Raw genomic sequence first — 15,909 nt, forward strand, 5'->3', positions numbered from 1 at the left:
ATACCTGGGTGGCATAAAAATACCTGCGTGGTATCAGACGAGGGGACTACACCGCCGCCCGTCGAGGCCCGGCGCAGCCAGGGCACGGTCTGCGAAGCCGCGCGTCGAGGCCCGGCGCAGCCGGGGCACGGCCTGCGAAACCAACCGTGGGCCCCGCGCCGGCCGCGGCCGGAGGTGCCGTCGCGGTCGTCGGGCCGCCTGACCGGCGGGGCCCGGCCCGGGCCGACCGGCTAGCGTCGTGACCGGCCGGCGGCGGGCACGGGTCGGCGGCGGTGGACCTTCAGGAGGCGGCATGGCCGGGGCGCTTCGGCTCGGTGGGCGCACGTTCGGCCCCGACGAGCTGGTGGTGATGGCGATCGTCAACCGCACGCCGGACTCGTTCTTCGACCGTGGCGCGACCTTCGCCCAGGACAGCGCGCTGCGCGCCGTGGAGCGGGCGGTCGGGGAGGGCGCCGAGATCATCGACATCGGCGGGGTCAAGGCCGGTCCGGGCGCCGAGGTCGACGTGACCGAGGAGATCCGCCGCACGGTGGAGACCATCGCCGCCGTCCGGGCCGCCTTCCCCGACGTGGTGATCTCGATCGACACCTGGAGGGCCGAGGTGGCGGTGGAGGCGGTGGCGGCGGGCGCCGACCTGCTCAACGACACCTGGTCCGGCGCGGACCCGGCCCTGGCCGAGGTGGCGGCGCGCACCGGCGCCGGGCTGGTCTGCTCGCACGCCGGCGGGCTGGCGCCCCGCACCCGCCCGCACCGCGCGGCCTTCCCCGACGTGGTCACCGACGTGCTCACGACCGTGACCGGGCTCGCCGAACGGGCGGTCGCGCTGGGCGTACGCGCCGACGGGATCCTGATCGACCCGGCGCACGACTTCGGCAAGAACACCCGCCACTCCCTGGAGATCACCCGCCGGCTCGGCGAGCTCTCCGGCACCGGCTGGCCGCTGCTGGTGGCCCTGTCCAACAAGGACTTCATCGGCGAGACGCTGGACCTGCCCGTGGCCGAGCGGCTGGAGGGGACGCTGGCGGCCACCGCGGTCTCGGCCTGGCTGGGCGCCCGGGTGTTCCGCGCGCACCAGGTGCGCCCCACCCGCCGGGTGCTCGACATGGTCGCCTCGATCCGGGGCGACCGCCCGCCGACGCTGACCCGGCGGGGCCTCGCCTGACCGTCGCCGCACGGGGGGTGGCAGGCCGACCCTCGACCGCCCGGGGACGGTCAGGACCAGCGCAGGATGTTCTTACGCCAGGCGTAGAGGATGCCGAGCGCCAGCACCGCGACGAAGACCGCCATCTCCACGACGGTGACCATGCCGAAGCCCGGCCGGTCGAAGACGACCGCCCAGGGGAAGAGGAACACCGACTCGACGGCGAACAGCACGTACAGGTACGCGTACACGTAGTAGCGGATCTGCATCTGCGCCCAGTCGGCGCCGACGGGGTCGAGGCCGCACTCGTAGGTGGCGCGCTTGCCGAAGGGATCCGCCGGTCGGGCGGGACGTAACACCCGGTTGGCTGAGAACGCCGTAACGAAGAAGAGGACGCTGGCGAGCAGGAGCAGCCCGAGCGTCGCGTACGAGCCCAGGTAACCGGTCACGGTCGCCGAGCCTACCGGTCCTCGGCGCCGCCCGGGACGAACCCGTTACGGATTTGTTTCCCGCGGGGACTAGTGCCGCTTGGCAACAATTGTCGAATATTGGGATCTCACTCATCGTCACCGGAGGACAGATGGCGCGCGTGGACGTACGGCCCGGCCGGCGGGCGCGTGACCGACGCGCCGTACCCCTGCTGGTGATCGGCCTCGCGGTCGGGCTGACCGTCACGGCGACGCCCGGCTGGGCGACCGCCGCGCCCGCCGTCGCCCGGGCCGCCTCGCCCGCGCCCGAGCCGGCCGAGGAGCCGGGCGGGGACCCGCCCACGGCGGATCCGACCGAACCCGGACCGGTCCCCACCGAGGCGCCCTCCACCACGGCGCCGCCGCCCGAGAGCCCGCCCCCGCCCGCCACGACCGAGCCCGCCCCGACCACGGCGGCCCCGGAACAGCCCCTGCCGACCACCGCGGCGCCCACCACCGGCGCGCCGCCCCCGGCGCCGTCCGTGCCGCCGGTGCGGCCCTCCGCGCCCGCCCCCACCCAGCCGGCGCCCGCGGCGGGAGTCAGCGTCACGACCGACGACGTCACCCTTGCCGCCGGCTACTGGAACGCGCCGAGCACGGTGACCACGCTGCGGGTGACCATCACGAACACGGGCGCCACCCCCGCCCGGATCCGGCTCGCCTACACGCTCCCGGCGGGACTGACCGACGCCGGTACGGGGGGCTGCGCCCCGGTCGCCGGCGGAGAGCACCGCTGCGGCGAGTGGGCGAGCGCGCCCGGCGCCCGGTTCAGCACCCTGCTCCGCGTACGGGTCGACGGCGACGCGTGGAAGCGGATGCCGCTCAGCGGCTCCGTACGGGTCATCGCGACCACGCCCGGCGTGGCCGGCACCGTGGGCGACGACGAGGGCTTCGCGGTGCTCTTCCCGCCCGGCCCGCCGGTGCCGGGGATCAGGCTGGACGCCGGGGCGGTCTCCTTCGACATCAGCGGCGGGTCGAGCGGGCTCGACGTACGCCTGGGCAACACCGGCCGGGTGGACGCCGAGGGCCGCGTCGAGGTGGTCCTGCCGGCCGGGGTGACCGTGCCGGCTCCCCCGGCCGGCTGCACCACGGTCGACCCCACCCGTACGCGCTGCGAGCTGGGCGCCCTCGCCGCCGGCCGGACCGCGCAACTGCGGCTGCCGGTCTCGGCGACCGCCGAGGCACAGCGGCAGGCCCCGCTGGCCGGCGCGGTGCTCGGACAGCTCGACCCGCGCAGCGGCCGGGCGAAGAAGGTGCAGATGAGCTTCCGGATCACCGCCGCCGCCGCGCTGGCGACCCCGGTGGCCTCGCCGCCCGCGCCGACCGGGTCGCAGGGCGTGCTGGCCGCCGACGTCCCGGCCGTCAGCGACGGCGGCGGAGGCGGCTCGGTGCGGCGTACGGCGATCCTGCTGATCGTGATCTCCACGCTGCTGGTGGTGTTCGCCCTCGCGTTGGCGACCACGTCGCTGCGGCGGCGGATGGCCGCCCCGGCGGCCGGACCGTCCACGGCGCCGACGGAGTGACCCGGACGGCCCCGACGACGCCGGCTCGGCGTCCCCACCGCCGCGCCACCGGTGATCTGGATTACGGCGGGCGGATGGAAACACCTCAAATCGGGGTGGAATCTCGCTGGATCGCATCCCACAGGGCGGCCTCCGAGAAGGTTGGGGCGGCGATTCGACGTAGGCTCTCAGGTGAGGTAACTACAGCGGACCGGGCCCGCCTCCGCGGGTCTGGTGCAGCGGTGCGTCAAGGAGGTCACGTGGCCGGGCAAGGCGAGGTCACCATCATGTTCAGCCGCCCGCGCGACCGCGCCCAGCGAAGCGAGGTGCAGGCGTGACCAAGCAGATCCGTCAACTGGACCGGGTGGTCATCCGCTTCGCCGGTGACTCCGGCGACGGCATGCAGCTCACCGGCGACCGGTTCACCTCGGAGACCGCGCAGCTGGGCAACGACATCTCCACGTTGCCGAACTTCCCGGCCGAGATCCGGGCCCCCGCCGGCACCCTGCCGGGCGTGTCGAGCTTCCAGGTGCACTTCGCCGACTACGACATCCTGACCCCCGGCGACTCGCCCAACGTGCTGGTGGCGATGAACCCGGCGGCGCTCAAGGCGAACCTGGCCGACCTGCCGCGGGGCGCGGACATCATCGTCAACACCGACGAGTTCACCAAGCGCAACCTGGCCAAGGTCGGCTACCAGTCGAGCCCGCTCGAGGACGACTCCCTCGCCGGCTACGTGGTGCACCCGGTGGCGCTGACCTCGATGACGGTCGGCGCGCTCGCCGAGCAGGCGGTGTCGAAGAAGGACGCCGAACGGGCCAAGAACATGTTCGCCCTCGGCCTGCTCTCCTGGATGTACAACCGGCCCTACGAGTCGACGCTGCGCTTCCTGGAGCGCAAGTTCGCCGCCCGCCCCGAACTGGTCGCGGCGAACGTCGCGGCGTTCCGCGCCGGCTGGAACTTCGGCGAGACCACCGAGGACTTCGCGGTCCGCTACGAGGTCAAGCCGGCGAAGATGCGGCCGGGCACCTACCGCAACATCACCGGCAACGCGGCCCTGTCGCTCGGCCTGGTGGCCGCCGGCGTCCGCTCGGGGCTGCCGGTCTTCCTGGGCGCCTACCCGATCACCCCGGCGTCGGACATCCTGCACGAGCTGAGCAAGCACAAGCGCTTCGGCGTGCTCACCATGCAGGCCGAGGACGAGATCGCCGCCGTCGGCGCGGCGCTGGGCGCGTCGTACGGCGGTTCGCTGGGCGTCACCACCACCAGCGGCCCGGGCGTGGCGCTCAAGAGCGAGACGATCTCCCTCGCGGTCGCGTTGGAGCTGCCGCTTGTCATCGTCGACGTGCAGCGGGCCGGCCCCTCGACGGGCATGCCCACCAAGACCGAGCAGGCCGACCTCAACATGGCGCTCTACGGCCGCCACGGCGAGGCCCCGGTCGCGGTGATCGCGCCGAAGTCGCCGTCGGACTGCTTCCACGCGGCCCTCGAGGCGGCCCGGATCGCGCTGACCTACCGCACGCCGGTCATCCTGCTGTCCGACAACTACGTCGCCAACGGCTCCGAGCCGTGGCTGCTGCCCGACGTCGAGTCGCTGCCCGACCTGCGGGTCGAGTTCGCCACGAAGCCCAACGGCGACGACGGCACCACGTTCCTGCCCTACCTGCGCGACCCGCAGACCCTGGCCCGGCCGTGGGCCGTGCCGGGCACCGCCGGGCTCGAGCACCGCATCGGTGGGCTGGAGAAGGCCGACAAGACCGGCGACATCTCGTACGACCCGGCGAACCACGACTTCATGGTGCGTACCCGGGCGGCCCGGATCGAGACGATCCCGGTGCCGGACGTCGAGGTCGAGGACCCGGACGGCGACGCCCGGGTGCTGGTGCTCGGCTGGGGCTCCACGTACGGGCCGATCGGCGCGGCGTGCCGGGGCCTGCGCCAGCGGGGCCACGCCATCGCGCAGGCGCACCTGCGGCACCTCGCCCCGATGCCGGCCAACCTCGGCGAGGTGCTGCGCTCCTACGACCGCGTGGTCATCCCCGAGATGAACCTCGGCCAGCTCGCCCACGTGATCCGGGCCAAGTACCTGGTCGACGCGATCGGCTACAACCAGGTCCGCGGCCTGCCGTTCACCGCCGCCGAGCTGGAGACGATGCTGGAAGAGGTCCTGAAGAATGTCTGAGCCCGTCGCCCTCAAGCTCACCGCCAAGGACTTCAAGTCCGACCAGGAGGTGCGCTGGTGCCCCGGCTGCGGCGACTACGCGATCCTCGCCGCGATCCAGCAGTTCATGCCGGAGCTGAACATCCCGCGCGAGCGGATCGTCTTCGTCTCCGGCATCGGCTGCTCGTCGCGCTTCCCGTACTACATGAACACCTACGGGATGCACTCGATCCACGGCCGCGCCCCGGCGATCGCCACCGGCCTGTCGGCCAGCCGGCCCGACCTGTCGGTCTGGGTCGTCACCGGTGACGGTGACGCGCTCTCCATCGGCGGCAACCACCTGATCCACGCGCTGCGCCGCAACGTCAACCTGAAGATCCTGCTGTTCAACAACCGGATCTACGGCCTGACCAAGGGGCAGTACTCCCCGACCTCCGAGGTCGGCAAGGTCACGAAGTCGACGCCGGCCGGCTCGGCCGACGCGCCGTTCAACCCGCTGTCGCTCGCCCTCGGGGCCGAGGCCACCTTCGTGGGGCGCACCATCGACTCCGACCGCAAGCACCTCCAGTCGGTGCTGCGGGCCGCCGCGGAGCACCAGGGCTCGGCGTTCGTGGAGATCTACCAGAACTGCAACATCTTCAACGACGGTGCGTTCGACCAGCTCAAGGAGCCGGCCACCCGCGACGACTTCCTGATCCGGCTGGAGCACGGGCAGCCCATCACGTTCGGCAAGGACGGGCAGTTCTGCGTCGTGCACCCGCCCGGCGGGTTCGGCCTGGAGGTCCGGGAGACCGCGTCGGTCAGCCCGGGCGAGATCGTCGTGCACGACGCGACGGTCACCGACCCGGCGTACGCCTTCGCGCTGTCCCGACTGCCCGGCCTGGACCTGCGGAACACCCCGATCGGCGTGTTCCGCTCGGTGGACCGTCCGTCGTACGACAGCGTGGTGCAGGAGCAGCTCGCCGAGGCGAAGGCGAAGGTCACCGAGACGCCCGAGCAGCAGCTCGCCGGCCTCCTCGCCAGCGGGGACACCTGGACCATCCTCTGACCGACGCGGCCTACCGCCTCTGATCGAGAGCCGGGGAGGCGCACCGCCGAGTTGCCGGAACGACAGGAGGGCCCGCAACCCGTTCCCGGGTTGCGGGCCCTCCTCGCTCACGTGTGGCCCTCTCCACCGGGTCGCCTCGGGACCTGAGCCGGTCGATCACCCGCTCCGGCCAGGAGAGCCGGGATGCTCATCGCCGCCGGTCGCCCATCCGGCGGGAACGTCGGCCATCCCGGCACGCCCCCGGCTGCCGCACCTCCCACCGGCCCGCCCGTCGACGCCTTGTGTCCGGCGAACAGCTCACTGTCGGCCCTTCACCCACTTTGGAACACGCAACCGGTGCAACCACCGACGCCCCCCGGCGCGCTCCTGCGGCGTCCTCGGCCTGGTCACGGTAAGCAACGGGACCCGCCGCTCCGCCACCTACTACGGTGAGTGACGATTCCCTCTGCGCGGCGAGGGCGGGCATCCGCCATCTTCGACGCAGAAAGTCCGTGACCAGCACCTTCAGCGAAGGCTGCCCTCGGCACCGACCAACCCCCGCGCGCCCTTTGCTCTGCATCCTCATAGGCAACAGGCACTCAGGGTCACTGGTGCGTAGAAGGATGCAGAGCAAAGCGTCCGGAGGGCGATGGGCGTCGGCTACAGACCGAGCACTGAGCGTGACGGTGCTGGCCCGGCGCGCATGCTGCGCATGTCGCTGTGCGCCCGTTGTGCTGTGCCGCACCGGGCGGGCGCCGGGCCCGACGCGCGAGGGACCCGCAGCCGGCACCTGCGCCAGCGAGGCGTCGCAACGGCACCGGCCCGGTCGGACGGCAGCCAGGACGGCCCCGCCAGAACCGTGGTGGTCAGGGCGGGCTGCCGGTCAGGGGGCTGCCGATCAGAGGGGCGCCGGTCAGAGGGCTGCCGGTCAGGGGGCCGCCGTCGCCTGGGGGCGGTCGTCGCGTACGTGCACCAGCATGTCGCCGGTCTCGATGACCGCGCCGGCCTTGTCCGCCAGGGTGACCACCTTGCCCCGCCGGACCAGCGCGATGACCAGCGAGTCCAGCTCGCGGGGGGAGCGGCCCACCTCGGAGCGCTCGGCGGAACGCATCGCCAGCGCCATACCCTGGCCGGGGGTGAGCAGGTCCTCCACCACGTCGATCAGCGGCGGCGCCGAGGTGGACAGGCCCAGCAGCCGGCCGGCGGTGGCCGAGGAGACGATCACGTGGTGGGCACCGCTCTGCTTGAGCAGCGGGGCGTTCTCCGCCTCGCGGGCGGCGGCGATGATCCGTACCTGCCCGGCGGTGAGCTGCCGTACGGTCAGGGCCACCAGGACCGAGGCGTCGTCGCTGTCCGTCGCGATGATCACCGCCTTGGCGTTGCGGACGTGCGCCTCGTTGAGCACCGACGAGCGGGTCGCCGAGCCCTCGATCGCCACCAGGCCGGCCGAGGTGGCCTGCCGCAGCGCGGGACCGCTGCGCTCCACCACCACGATCCGGGACTTGTCGAGCCCGTTCTCCAGCAGGGCGGAGACCGCGCTGCGGCCCTTCGTGCCGTAGCCGCAGATGATGACGTGGTCCTTCACGGCTCTCCTCCACCGCGACAGGCGACGCCCGGTGCGGTACTGCTCGGTCAGCACTTCCAGGGTGGTGCCGACCAGGATGATCAGGAAGATCACCCGGGCCGGCGTGATGTAGACGACGTTGATCAGCCGGGCGCTCTGGCTGACCGGGGCGATGTCCCCGTAGCCCGTGGTCGAGAGGGTGACCACCGTGTAGTAGAAGCAGTCGAGGAGGGTCATCCCGTCACCGTTGACGTCGCGGTAGCCGGCGCGGTCGAGGTAGACCACGGCGACGGTGGCGAAGACCAGACCGATGGCGGCGGCGAGCCGGAGACTCAGCGCGCTCAGGGGGCCCCGTCGCTGCGCGGGAAAGTGGATCACGTGAGGGCCCGCCCCGGCCCTGTCGTCGCCTGCACGACCACAACATAGCGGCCCGCGCGGATCTCGCACGGCGAGGTCGCCCACCGGGGGTCACGCCCCTCGGGTCGACCCGACGATGGTCGTGCCCGCAGCCGGGGACATCCGGCTGCGGGCACGACGCGCGGCAGGACGGGACGACCCGCGCACCCGACAGGGGGCATGATGAAATCGTCCCTGGACGACGAGCCCGAGAGCGAGGCCCGCATGTCGTTGCTGCGACGAGTGATCGGCGGGGTGCTGCGTCGGTTGCGGCTGCGGCAGGGCCGCACGCTGCGCGAGGTGGCCGAGGCGGCCGGGGTCTCGGTGCCCTACCTGTCCGAGGTCGAACGCGGCCGCAAGGAGGCCTCCTCGGAGGTGCTGGCGGCGATCTGCCGGGCGCTCGGCATCCACCTGTCCGACCTGCTCGAGGAGGCGCGCGACGACCTGCGCCGCGTCGAGCCGCGCATTCCGTCCGCGCCCCGGGCCGGCCTGTCCCGGCTGGAGCGGGCGGAGGGTGGCCGGCCCGACGCCACCACCCCCGTCGCGTGGGTCGGCCCCCGCACCGGCGGCCCGCTGCTGCACCTGGCCCCACGCACGGGCGGTCCGACCCTCCGGGTCGGCCAGCCCGCCTCCGCCGTCGGCGGTCGCCGCGGTCCGCGTACCCGTGTCGCGCTCGGCTGCGCGCGGACGCGGGCGGGCGCGCGGGCATCGACCCTCGTCTAGGCCGGCCGGTTCTGCCGCAGGCTGATCTGCCGCAGGCAGAATCGTTGGCTCCGCGTGGGCCGCTCCGCGCAGGCTGGAGGGGCCGGTCCCCCGGGCGTCCTCCGGTCGCCCGCCGGCACTGTCGGAAGGGCGGACGCGATGATCGGTCTCGACGTGCGGATGCTGGACGGTGGACAGCCGTCCTTCGGTGACCAGGTGTTCGATCGGCTGCTGAAGGAGCGGATCATCTTTCTCGGCACCGAGGTGACCGACGCCTCGGCGAACCAGATCTGCGCGCAGATGCTGCTGCTCGCCGCCGAGGACCCGGAGCGGGACATCGTGCTCTACATCAACTCGCCGGGCGGCTCGGTGAGCGCGGGCATGGCCGTCTACGACACGATGCGGTTCGTCCGCAACGACGTGGCCACGGTCGCGCTGGGCTTCGCCGGCTCGATGGGGCAGTTCCTGCTCTGCGCGGGCACGGCCGGCAAGCGTTACGCATTGCCCCACTCGCGGATCATGATGCACCAGCCCTCCGGCGGGATGGGCGGCACCGCCGCCGACATCACCATCCAGGCGGAGAACATGCTGCACGTGAAGCGGACCATGCAGGAGCTGATCGCCCGGCACAGCGGGCGCAGCCTGGAGGAGATCCAGCGGGACTGGGACCGCGACCGGTGGTTCACCGCCGAGGAGGCCCGCGAGTACGGCCTGATCGACCGGGTGGTCACGAAGGCCGAGCAGCTTCCGGCGAGCTGACGGGCCCGGGCCGCGACGGGGGCGGTCCCGGGCAGCGTCAGGTCACACCGGCGTCGGACGCGCCCCCTCGATCCGCGTCCGACCCCCCGGTACGCGAGGGCCGCCGCTGTGCCGGCCGTCGATACGGGGAGCCTATTGCGGCCGCTGGGATTCCGCGCGGATCGCGGGGCACAGCGTCTTGCCGACGAATCTCGTTACATCAGGCGGAGGCGGGGCAGGGAGGGTTGGACCGGGCCCCGGGCCGGGTACCAGAAAGAGGCCGGAACGACGCGCTCCCGGTCCGACCGGGATCGGGAACCCCGGGACGACCTTTAGACTAAGGTCACAGTCCGTAATCCGGATTCCCCCGGACAATCGGAAGGACTTCACCGTGATCGAGACCATGCAGATGAGGCCGATCAACCCCGAGTCGGTGCCGGAGGCCACGGGCGGTTACCACAACGCGCTGGAGGTCCAGACCGCCGGACGGATGCTGTTCATCAGCGGGCAGATCCCCCAGACCCGGGACGGCCACGTCCCGGCCGGCCCCGAGGCCCAGTGCCGACTGGTCTGGGACAACATCCGGGCCGTGCTCGCCGATGCGGGCATGGGCGTCGATAACCTGGTCAAGGTCACCACCTTCCTGGCCGACCGCCGGCACGCCGACGTCAACACCAAGGTCCGCAACGAGGTGCTCGGCGCGCACCGCCCGGCCCTGACGGTGATCGTCACCGGGATCTTCGACCCGGAGTGGATCATCGAGATCGAGGCGATCGCCGTCGCCTGACCGACGGCCGACATCCGGGCCGCCGCACCGCGGGCCGTCACCACCGCCGTGGGCCGTTCATCGGCCCGCGTCGCCACCGCCGTGGGCCGTTCGACGCCCGCGTCACCACCGCCGCAGCCCGCTGCGCCGGCTCACCGTTGCGGCCGGGCGGTCGTGGTGGGCAGTCGGGCGTTCAGGGCGACGACCTGGTCGCACTCCGGGCTGCGGCCCAGCTCGCGCACGTGGGCCCGGACGAGTTCGGGGATGCGGTAGCGGCCGTCCGGCAGCGCCTCGGCGAGGCCCGCGTCGACCAGACGTTCGGCGGCGACCTCGGCGGCGACCGGCGGCTGGCCCGACAGCGCGGCGAGGTTCGACACGCTGACCGTGCCCCGGTCCAGCCGGCTGAGCAGGCTCAGCGCCCGCAGCGCCAGGCCGTCACCGTCGCCGTCGCCGTACCGGGACAGCACCCGCACCGCGCCGGCGAGGCAGTCCCGCATGGTCATCGACTCGCAGGCCAGGGCGTCGAGGCGGCCGGCGGGATCGGCTAGCCGGGCGGCGAAGGCGGCGAGGGACCAGTTCTGCCGGGTCGCCAGCCGGGCGGCCGCGATCCGCAGGGCCAGGGGCAGCGCGTCGCAGCGCTGCACCAGCGTCCGCGCCGCCTCGGGCTCGGCGTCCACCCGCTCGGAGCCGAGGTGGTAGCGCAGCACGTCGAGCGCGTCCTCGGTGTCCAGCGCACCGACCGAGACCCGGGCGGCGCCGTCGAGGGTGGTCATCCCGGACCGCGAGGTGACGATCAGGGCGCTGCCGGCGGGCACCGGCCCGAGGACGCGTACCTGCGCGGCGGTCGCCACGTCGTCGAGGACGACCAGGACCCGGCGGCCGGGCGGCAGGGTCGACCAGCCCGACACGGGGTGGTCGCTCGTCGGCGACGCTCCGAGCGCCTCGGCCAGGACCCGCACCGCCCGGGCGGCCTCCGCCGGCCCGTCGGACGTCCCCCCGCCCATGGGTACGAACACCGACCCGCCCGGGTACTCCGCGGCCAGCTCGTGGGCGGCGCGTACGGCCAGGGCGGTCTTCCCGGCGCCGGCCAGGCCCTGGACCACGCCCAGCCGCCCGGACCGCACCCCGCTAACCAGCCGCGCTAGCTCGGCGCCCCGCCCGTGCAGGATCACCGGGTCGGCGGGGAACCGGGAGGCTGGCGGACTCGACGTGGTGACCCGGGCGGGTGGACGGGCCTCGGGGCGGTGCAGCCGCAGCGACGGGTCGTTGCGCAGGATCCGCTGTTCCAGCTCCCGCAGCGACTGGCTCGGTTCGATGCCCAACTCGTCGACCAGCAGCCGCCGCAGGTCCCGGTACGCGCCCAGGGCGACCGCCTGCTGCCCGTCGCGGTAGAGGGCGGTCATCAGGTGGGCGTGCAGGCGCTCCCGCAGGGGGTGCTGGCTGACGAGCACCTTCAGTTCCGGCAGCAGCATGCTGTGCCGGCCCAGCTCCAGCTCGGCGCCGATGCGCGCCTCGACCGTCGCGATCCGGGTCTCCTCCAGTCGGGCCACCTCGGCCATCACCAGCGGGGTCGGCCGGACGTCGGCCAGCGGGACGCCGCGCCACAGCGCCAGCGCCGCGTCGAACCCCTCGACGGCGGCCTTCGGCAGGCCGGCCGCGAGATCGGCGTGGGCCTGCCGGATCAGCCGCTCGCACTCGCCGATGTCGATCATCTCCGGGGCGACCACCAGCCGGTAGCCGGGGCTGCGGGTGGTCAGGACCTGACCGTCGCGGTCGTCGAGGGCGCGGCGCAGCCGCCACGCGTATCCGGCGACGAGGCCGCTGGCCGAGGCCGGCGGGTGGTCGTCCCAGAGTTCGGCGACCAGTTGTTCGAGCGAGACCACCTGGTCGGCCTTGAGCAGCAGCATCGCCAGCAGGGCGCGTTGTTTCGCCGAACCGATCCCCCGCCACTGGACACCGTCGTGGAACTCCACCGGCCCCATCAACCGGAAACGCAGGCGGGCGGGTGGTGCTTGCCGCGGGATGGGCATCTCTGCTCTCGATTCCTGAGCGTGGTGGGGGTCGCTGCCGCTCAGACCAGCCCGACGTCGGCTGCGAGCCGCCGGCGGTCGACCTTGCCGTTCGCGTTGACCGGGAAGAACTCGACCCGGTGGTAGCGCGCAGGCGCCATGTAGGGCGGCAGGTGGTCGGCCACCAGCACGGCCAACGCCGGCTCCGCCACCGTGTCGCAGGTGTAGAGCGCGTGCAGCTCGACCTCCCCGGCCCCGGCGGGCAGCGCCAGGACGACGACGTCGTGCACCCCCGGATGTCGGCGCAGGACGGACTCGATCTCGCCCAGCTCGATCCGGTATCCGTGGATCTTGACCTGGTCGTCGAGCCGGCCCAGGTGGACCAGTTCGCCGTCCTCCCGTCGGACCCGGTCCCCCGTCCGGTACCAGCTCGCCGGGCCGGGCGGGCCGTCGACCGGCGTCGTCCGGCGGCCGTCGTGGTCGACGAACCGGCCGTGGTTCTGCGCGGGGTCGAGGTAGCCGTCGAACCGCTGGCTGCCCCGTACGCAGAGCTCGCCGTCGTCCCCGGCGACCCCGTCGGCCGCCAGCAGGACCCCCTCCAGGTGCGGGTGGATCCGCCCGATCGGCACGGTGTCGTTGCTGGTGCGGGGCCAGCGCGCCGGATCGGCGGGGAGCTGGTAGCGGGTGCAGGTGACGGTGAGTTCGGTCGGCCCGTACAGGTTCTCCAGGGTGCTGCCCGGCGCGGCGTCCGCCCACGCCCGCGCCTGGGTCAGGGTGAGCTGCTCGCCGGCGAAGAGGCTCCAGCGCAGGCCCGGCATGCTGCCGGGTCGCAGGCTGCGCAGGCGGCGGGCCAGGGAGACCACCGACGGTACGGAGAACCAGTGGGTGATCCCGTTGTCGTTGACGTAGCGGACGGGGGCCAGGGCGTCGCCGGGCGCGGCGACCACCAGCAGCGCCCCGGACAGCCAGGCGACGAACATGTCGAACACCGACGGGTCGAAGGTCAGCTCGAAGGTCTGCGACAGCCGCGAGCCCGGGCCCACCTGGTAGGCCTCGATGCAGTGCGCGAGGTAGGGGGTCAGGTTGCGGTGCCGGACCGGCACCCCCTTGGGCGTGCCGGTGGAGCCGGAGGTGAACAGGGTGTAGGCGACGTCGTCGGGGCCGCCGGCGTACGCCTGCGTCCACCGCTCGGCCGGCACGTCGTACCAGCGGTGCTCGGGGGTGTCGGGCAGGTGCAGGACGCCGACGGGCCCGGCCGCCTCGTCGGCCACCCGGCGGCCGGCGTCGTCGGCGATCAGGGCGTCCACCCCGGCGTGGGCGCAGGTGCGCCGGATCCGTTCCGCCGGCGTGTCGGGGCCGAGCGGCACGACGGTCGCCGCCAGGCGCAGCGCGGCGAGATAGCCGACGTACGCCGCGAGGCTGCGCGACGCGCAGAGCCCGACGACCCGGGGCGGGCGGCCGTGCAGGTCGACCAGCCGGCCGGCCAGCCGCTCGACCCGGTCCAGGAGTTCGGCGTACGTGAGCTCGTGCCCGGCGACGCGCAGCGCCGGGGCGTCGGGATGCCGGCGGACCGTGTCGGTGAACCCCTGGTAGAGGGTCGGGCCGGCCGTGCTCACCGGGAGCCGCCGGTCGTCGCCGCCTCCGGCAGGTCCCCCCCGTCGTCGGCGGCGCCGGCGCCCCCGTCGGGCGCCGGGGCGGCGGCCGGCTCGGCCGGGCCGTCGACCTCCGCGATCCGCTCGCGGGTGACCACCTTGAAGAACGGGTAGATCAGCAGTACGCAGAGCACCGCGAAGAAGCCGAACGCCACCTGGTAGGAGAAGACCTGGGCGAGGATGCCGGCGAGGATCGCGGCGACCGGGGTCATGCCCCAGGCCACGAGGCGGCTCGCCGCGCTGAACCGACCGAGCATGTCGGCCGGCACCAGCGACTGCGTGATGAACCGCGAGTTGACCGTCCACATCGTGCCGCCGGCGCCGGCGATGAACGCCGCGGCGCCGATGACCCAGGCGCTGGACGGCGCGGCGGGCAGCAGCGCGGGGGCCGCCACGAGGGCGAAGGCGCCGACGATGTCGGTGAACATGGACCAGCGCCGGCCGATCCACCGGTTGACCGGCCCGACGATGACGGTGCCGATCACCCCGCCCGCGCCGAGGCAGGTGAGCAGGAAGCCGTACTGCCGCTCGTCGAGCCCGAGCGGACCACCCACGGCGTAGACCGGGATGAGGGCGAGCCACGCCGCCCAGCAGCCGGCCATGATCGCGATGAGCAGGGCCATCGTCCGGAGCAGCCGGTGCTGCCAGAGGAACTGGAGGCCCTCACGGATGTCCTCGTTGACCGAACGCTTGCGGGCGGTGGCAGCCACCTTGAAGTTGCCGACGAGCAGGAGCAGCAGGACCGCGCCGGCCACGTAGGCGAAGCCGGTGACGCCGAGGGCCAGGCCGAATCCGATCGCCACCAGGAAGCCGCCGATCGGCTGCCCGGCGAACCCGTTGAACAGGTACTCCAGGGCCGTGATCCGCGCGTTGGCGGTCTCCCACCGGTGTTTCGGCACGGCCGACGGGACGATGGAGGCTCCGGCGATGCCGGCCACCACGTCGGCCAGGCCGATGACCAGTGCGGCGGCGTAGATCAGCGCCAGGGTCGGGCTCGCGGCGAGCACGGCGACGAGGAGCGCGCCGACGGAGAGCATCCGGGCGATCTCGGCGCCCATCAGCAGCGACCGCCGGTCCATCCGGTCGACGAAGACCCCGACGTGCAGCGCGGCCACCAGCCACGGCAGGCTCATGATGGCCGCGACGGCGGTGACCACGACGGGCGAACGGCTGATCTGGGCGGCGAGCAGCGGGAGGGCGATCCGGGCCACCGCGTCGGCGATGTTCGTGGTGCCCGTGAAGATGACCAGAATCCATTCGTTTCGCCTGGCTCCGGGCGGATCCGCCTGCACTGTGGGTTGAGCTGTGGCCACGACAATCCCTCACACGGTCTTGAATTAAGAGAAGTGAATGGGGACTCCGCCGCGAAGTGCGCACACCACCCGGACAAACGATAAAGGACCATTTAGCCGGTCGCACTTGTCAATTAGGCGACATGTGAGCCGGGCGGGTGGTCGACCGATCCCGCGCAGCCGTGCCGTCAGCGCCGGCAATTCCGACCAGACCGGTCGGCGGGCGGCACGGAGTGGCAGGTCATCGGGGTCCGCGCGTTGACGGTGTGGGCGTACGGGCATCGACAGGCGGCTCTATCAATCGCGGAAAAGTCCCTTTCGCACCTTTTGGGAATACTCTGCGTTGCGCTGGTTGCACCATAGGTCATCCGAAGAGGCGTGTCCATCCTCACGTCGACAGCTTGCCCGGCCCCGGTGCGTCCGGCGGCGGCCGGCGGCCCGCGCTCCGCCGGCGCCCCGAACAACACCTACGGGCAGTTCTGTCGGGCCCTG

Annotated in this window: 12 protein-coding genes; 7 read left to right on the forward strand and 5 right to left on the reverse strand. The window is 73.1% G+C overall.

Going from position 1 to position 15,909, the window contains the following annotated elements; all coding sequences use genetic code 11:
- The first annotated feature begins 292 nt into the window (after nt 1-292).
- Nucleotides 293-1,162, forward strand: coding sequence for a dihydropteroate synthase (folP, locus tag GA0070610_RS24165; protein WP_089002172.1), 870 nt, complete (start codon nt 293-295; stop codon nt 1,160-1,162).
- 50 nt (nt 1,163-1,212) lie between these two features.
- Here the strand turns inward: folP and ndhC are convergent, their stop codons facing one another.
- Nucleotides 1,213-1,590 (reverse strand): NADH-quinone oxidoreductase subunit A, encoded by a 378-nt coding sequence (ndhC, locus tag GA0070610_RS24170; protein ID WP_089002173.1) that lies wholly within the window; start codon nt 1,588-1,590, stop codon nt 1,213-1,215.
- 131 nt (nt 1,591-1,721) lie between these two features.
- On the opposite strand from ndhC, the gene GA0070610_RS24175 reads away from it, so the two are divergent.
- From GA0070610_RS24175 to GA0070610_RS24185, 3 genes are all read left to right on the forward strand, one after another.
- The gene (locus tag GA0070610_RS24175) at nt 1,722-3,131 is read left to right on the forward strand and encodes a hypothetical protein (protein WP_089002174.1); all 1,410 of its coding nucleotides are present in this window, start codon (nt 1,722-1,724) and stop codon (nt 3,129-3,131) included.
- A 313-nt stretch (nt 3,132-3,444) separates the two neighbouring features.
- Complete coding sequence (locus tag GA0070610_RS24180; RefSeq protein WP_089002175.1) at nt 3,445-5,292, forward strand: 2-oxoacid:acceptor oxidoreductase subunit alpha; 1,848 nt, start codon at nt 3,445-3,447, stop codon at nt 5,290-5,292.
- A complete protein-coding gene (locus GA0070610_RS24185; protein ID WP_089002176.1) occupies nt 5,285-6,319 on the forward strand; it encodes a 2-oxoacid:ferredoxin oxidoreductase subunit beta in 1,035 nt (344 codons plus the stop codon). The genes GA0070610_RS24180 and GA0070610_RS24185 overlap by 8 nt, the downstream gene beginning before the upstream one ends.
- A gap of 907 nt (nt 6,320-7,226) precedes the next feature.
- Here the strand turns inward: GA0070610_RS24185 and GA0070610_RS24190 are convergent.
- Complete coding sequence (locus GA0070610_RS24190; RefSeq protein WP_089002177.1) at nt 7,227-8,240, reverse strand: potassium channel family protein; 1,014 nt, start codon at nt 8,238-8,240, stop codon at nt 7,227-7,229.
- A gap of 243 nt (nt 8,241-8,483) precedes the next feature.
- On the opposite strand from GA0070610_RS24190, the gene GA0070610_RS31810 reads away from it, so the two are divergent.
- The 3 genes from GA0070610_RS31810 (at nt 8,484) to GA0070610_RS24205 (ending at nt 10,485) form a co-directional block, all read left to right on the forward strand.
- Nucleotides 8,484-8,981, forward strand: a complete 498-nt coding sequence (locus GA0070610_RS31810) for a helix-turn-helix domain-containing protein (RefSeq protein WP_331716525.1) — start codon at nt 8,484-8,486, stop codon at nt 8,979-8,981.
- Nucleotides 8,982-9,119: 138 nt separating this feature from the next.
- Nucleotides 9,120-9,719 carry a ClpP family protease gene (locus GA0070610_RS24200; protein WP_089002178.1) on the forward strand — a complete coding sequence of 200 codons (600 nt, stop codon included), beginning with the start codon at nt 9,120-9,122 and terminating at the stop codon, nt 9,717-9,719.
- A gap of 370 nt (nt 9,720-10,089) precedes the next feature.
- The gene (locus GA0070610_RS24205; protein WP_089002179.1) at nt 10,090-10,485 is read left to right on the forward strand and encodes a RidA family protein; all 396 of its coding nucleotides are present in this window, start codon (nt 10,090-10,092) and stop codon (nt 10,483-10,485) included.
- A gap of 131 nt (nt 10,486-10,616) precedes the next feature.
- On the opposite strand, the gene GA0070610_RS24210 is transcribed toward GA0070610_RS24205, so the two are convergent.
- From GA0070610_RS24210 to GA0070610_RS24220, 3 genes are read right to left on the reverse strand one after another with little or no spacing between them, the layout of a single operon-like run.
- A complete protein-coding gene (locus tag GA0070610_RS24210) occupies nt 10,617-12,494 on the reverse strand; it encodes an AfsR/SARP family transcriptional regulator (RefSeq protein WP_089002180.1) in 1,878 nt (625 codons plus the stop codon).
- Between the two features lie 41 nt (nt 12,495-12,535).
- Nucleotides 12,536-14,089 (reverse strand): amino acid adenylation domain-containing protein, encoded by a 1,554-nt coding sequence (locus tag GA0070610_RS24215; RefSeq protein ID WP_089002181.1) that lies wholly within the window; start codon nt 14,087-14,089, stop codon nt 12,536-12,538.
- A complete protein-coding gene (locus GA0070610_RS24220) occupies nt 14,086-15,438 on the reverse strand; it encodes an MFS transporter (RefSeq protein ID WP_089002182.1) in 1,353 nt (450 codons plus the stop codon). The genes GA0070610_RS24215 and GA0070610_RS24220 overlap by 4 nt, the downstream gene beginning before the upstream one ends.
- Nucleotides 15,439-15,909: the final 471 nt, after the last annotated feature.

It is taken from the genome of Micromonospora echinofusca (assembly GCF_900091445.1).
Classification (GTDB): domain Bacteria; phylum Actinomycetota; class Actinomycetes; order Mycobacteriales; family Micromonosporaceae; genus Micromonospora; species Micromonospora echinofusca.

Excerpts from the sequence above, each read along its gene's own strand:
- folP (WP_089002172.1), top strand. The coding sequence starts at position 293 with ATGGCCGGGGCGCTTCGGCTCGGTGGGCGCACGTTCGGCCCCGACGAG.
- GA0070610_RS24200 (WP_089002178.1), top strand. The coding sequence starts at position 9,120 with ATGATCGGTCTCGACGTGCGGATGCTGGACGGTGGACAGCCGTCCTTC.
- GA0070610_RS24185 (WP_089002176.1), top strand. The coding sequence starts at position 5,285 with ATGTCTGAGCCCGTCGCCCTCAAGCTCACCGCCAAGGACTTCAAGTCC.
- GA0070610_RS24175 (WP_089002174.1), top strand. The coding sequence starts at position 1,722 with ATGGCGCGCGTGGACGTACGGCCCGGCCGGCGGGCGCGTGACCGACGC.
- GA0070610_RS24210 (WP_089002180.1), bottom strand. The coding sequence starts at position 12,494 with ATGCCCATCCCGCGGCAAGCACCACCCGCCCGCCTGCGTTTCCGGTTG.
- GA0070610_RS31810 (WP_331716525.1), top strand. The coding sequence starts at position 8,484 with ATGTCGTTGCTGCGACGAGTGATCGGCGGGGTGCTGCGTCGGTTGCGG.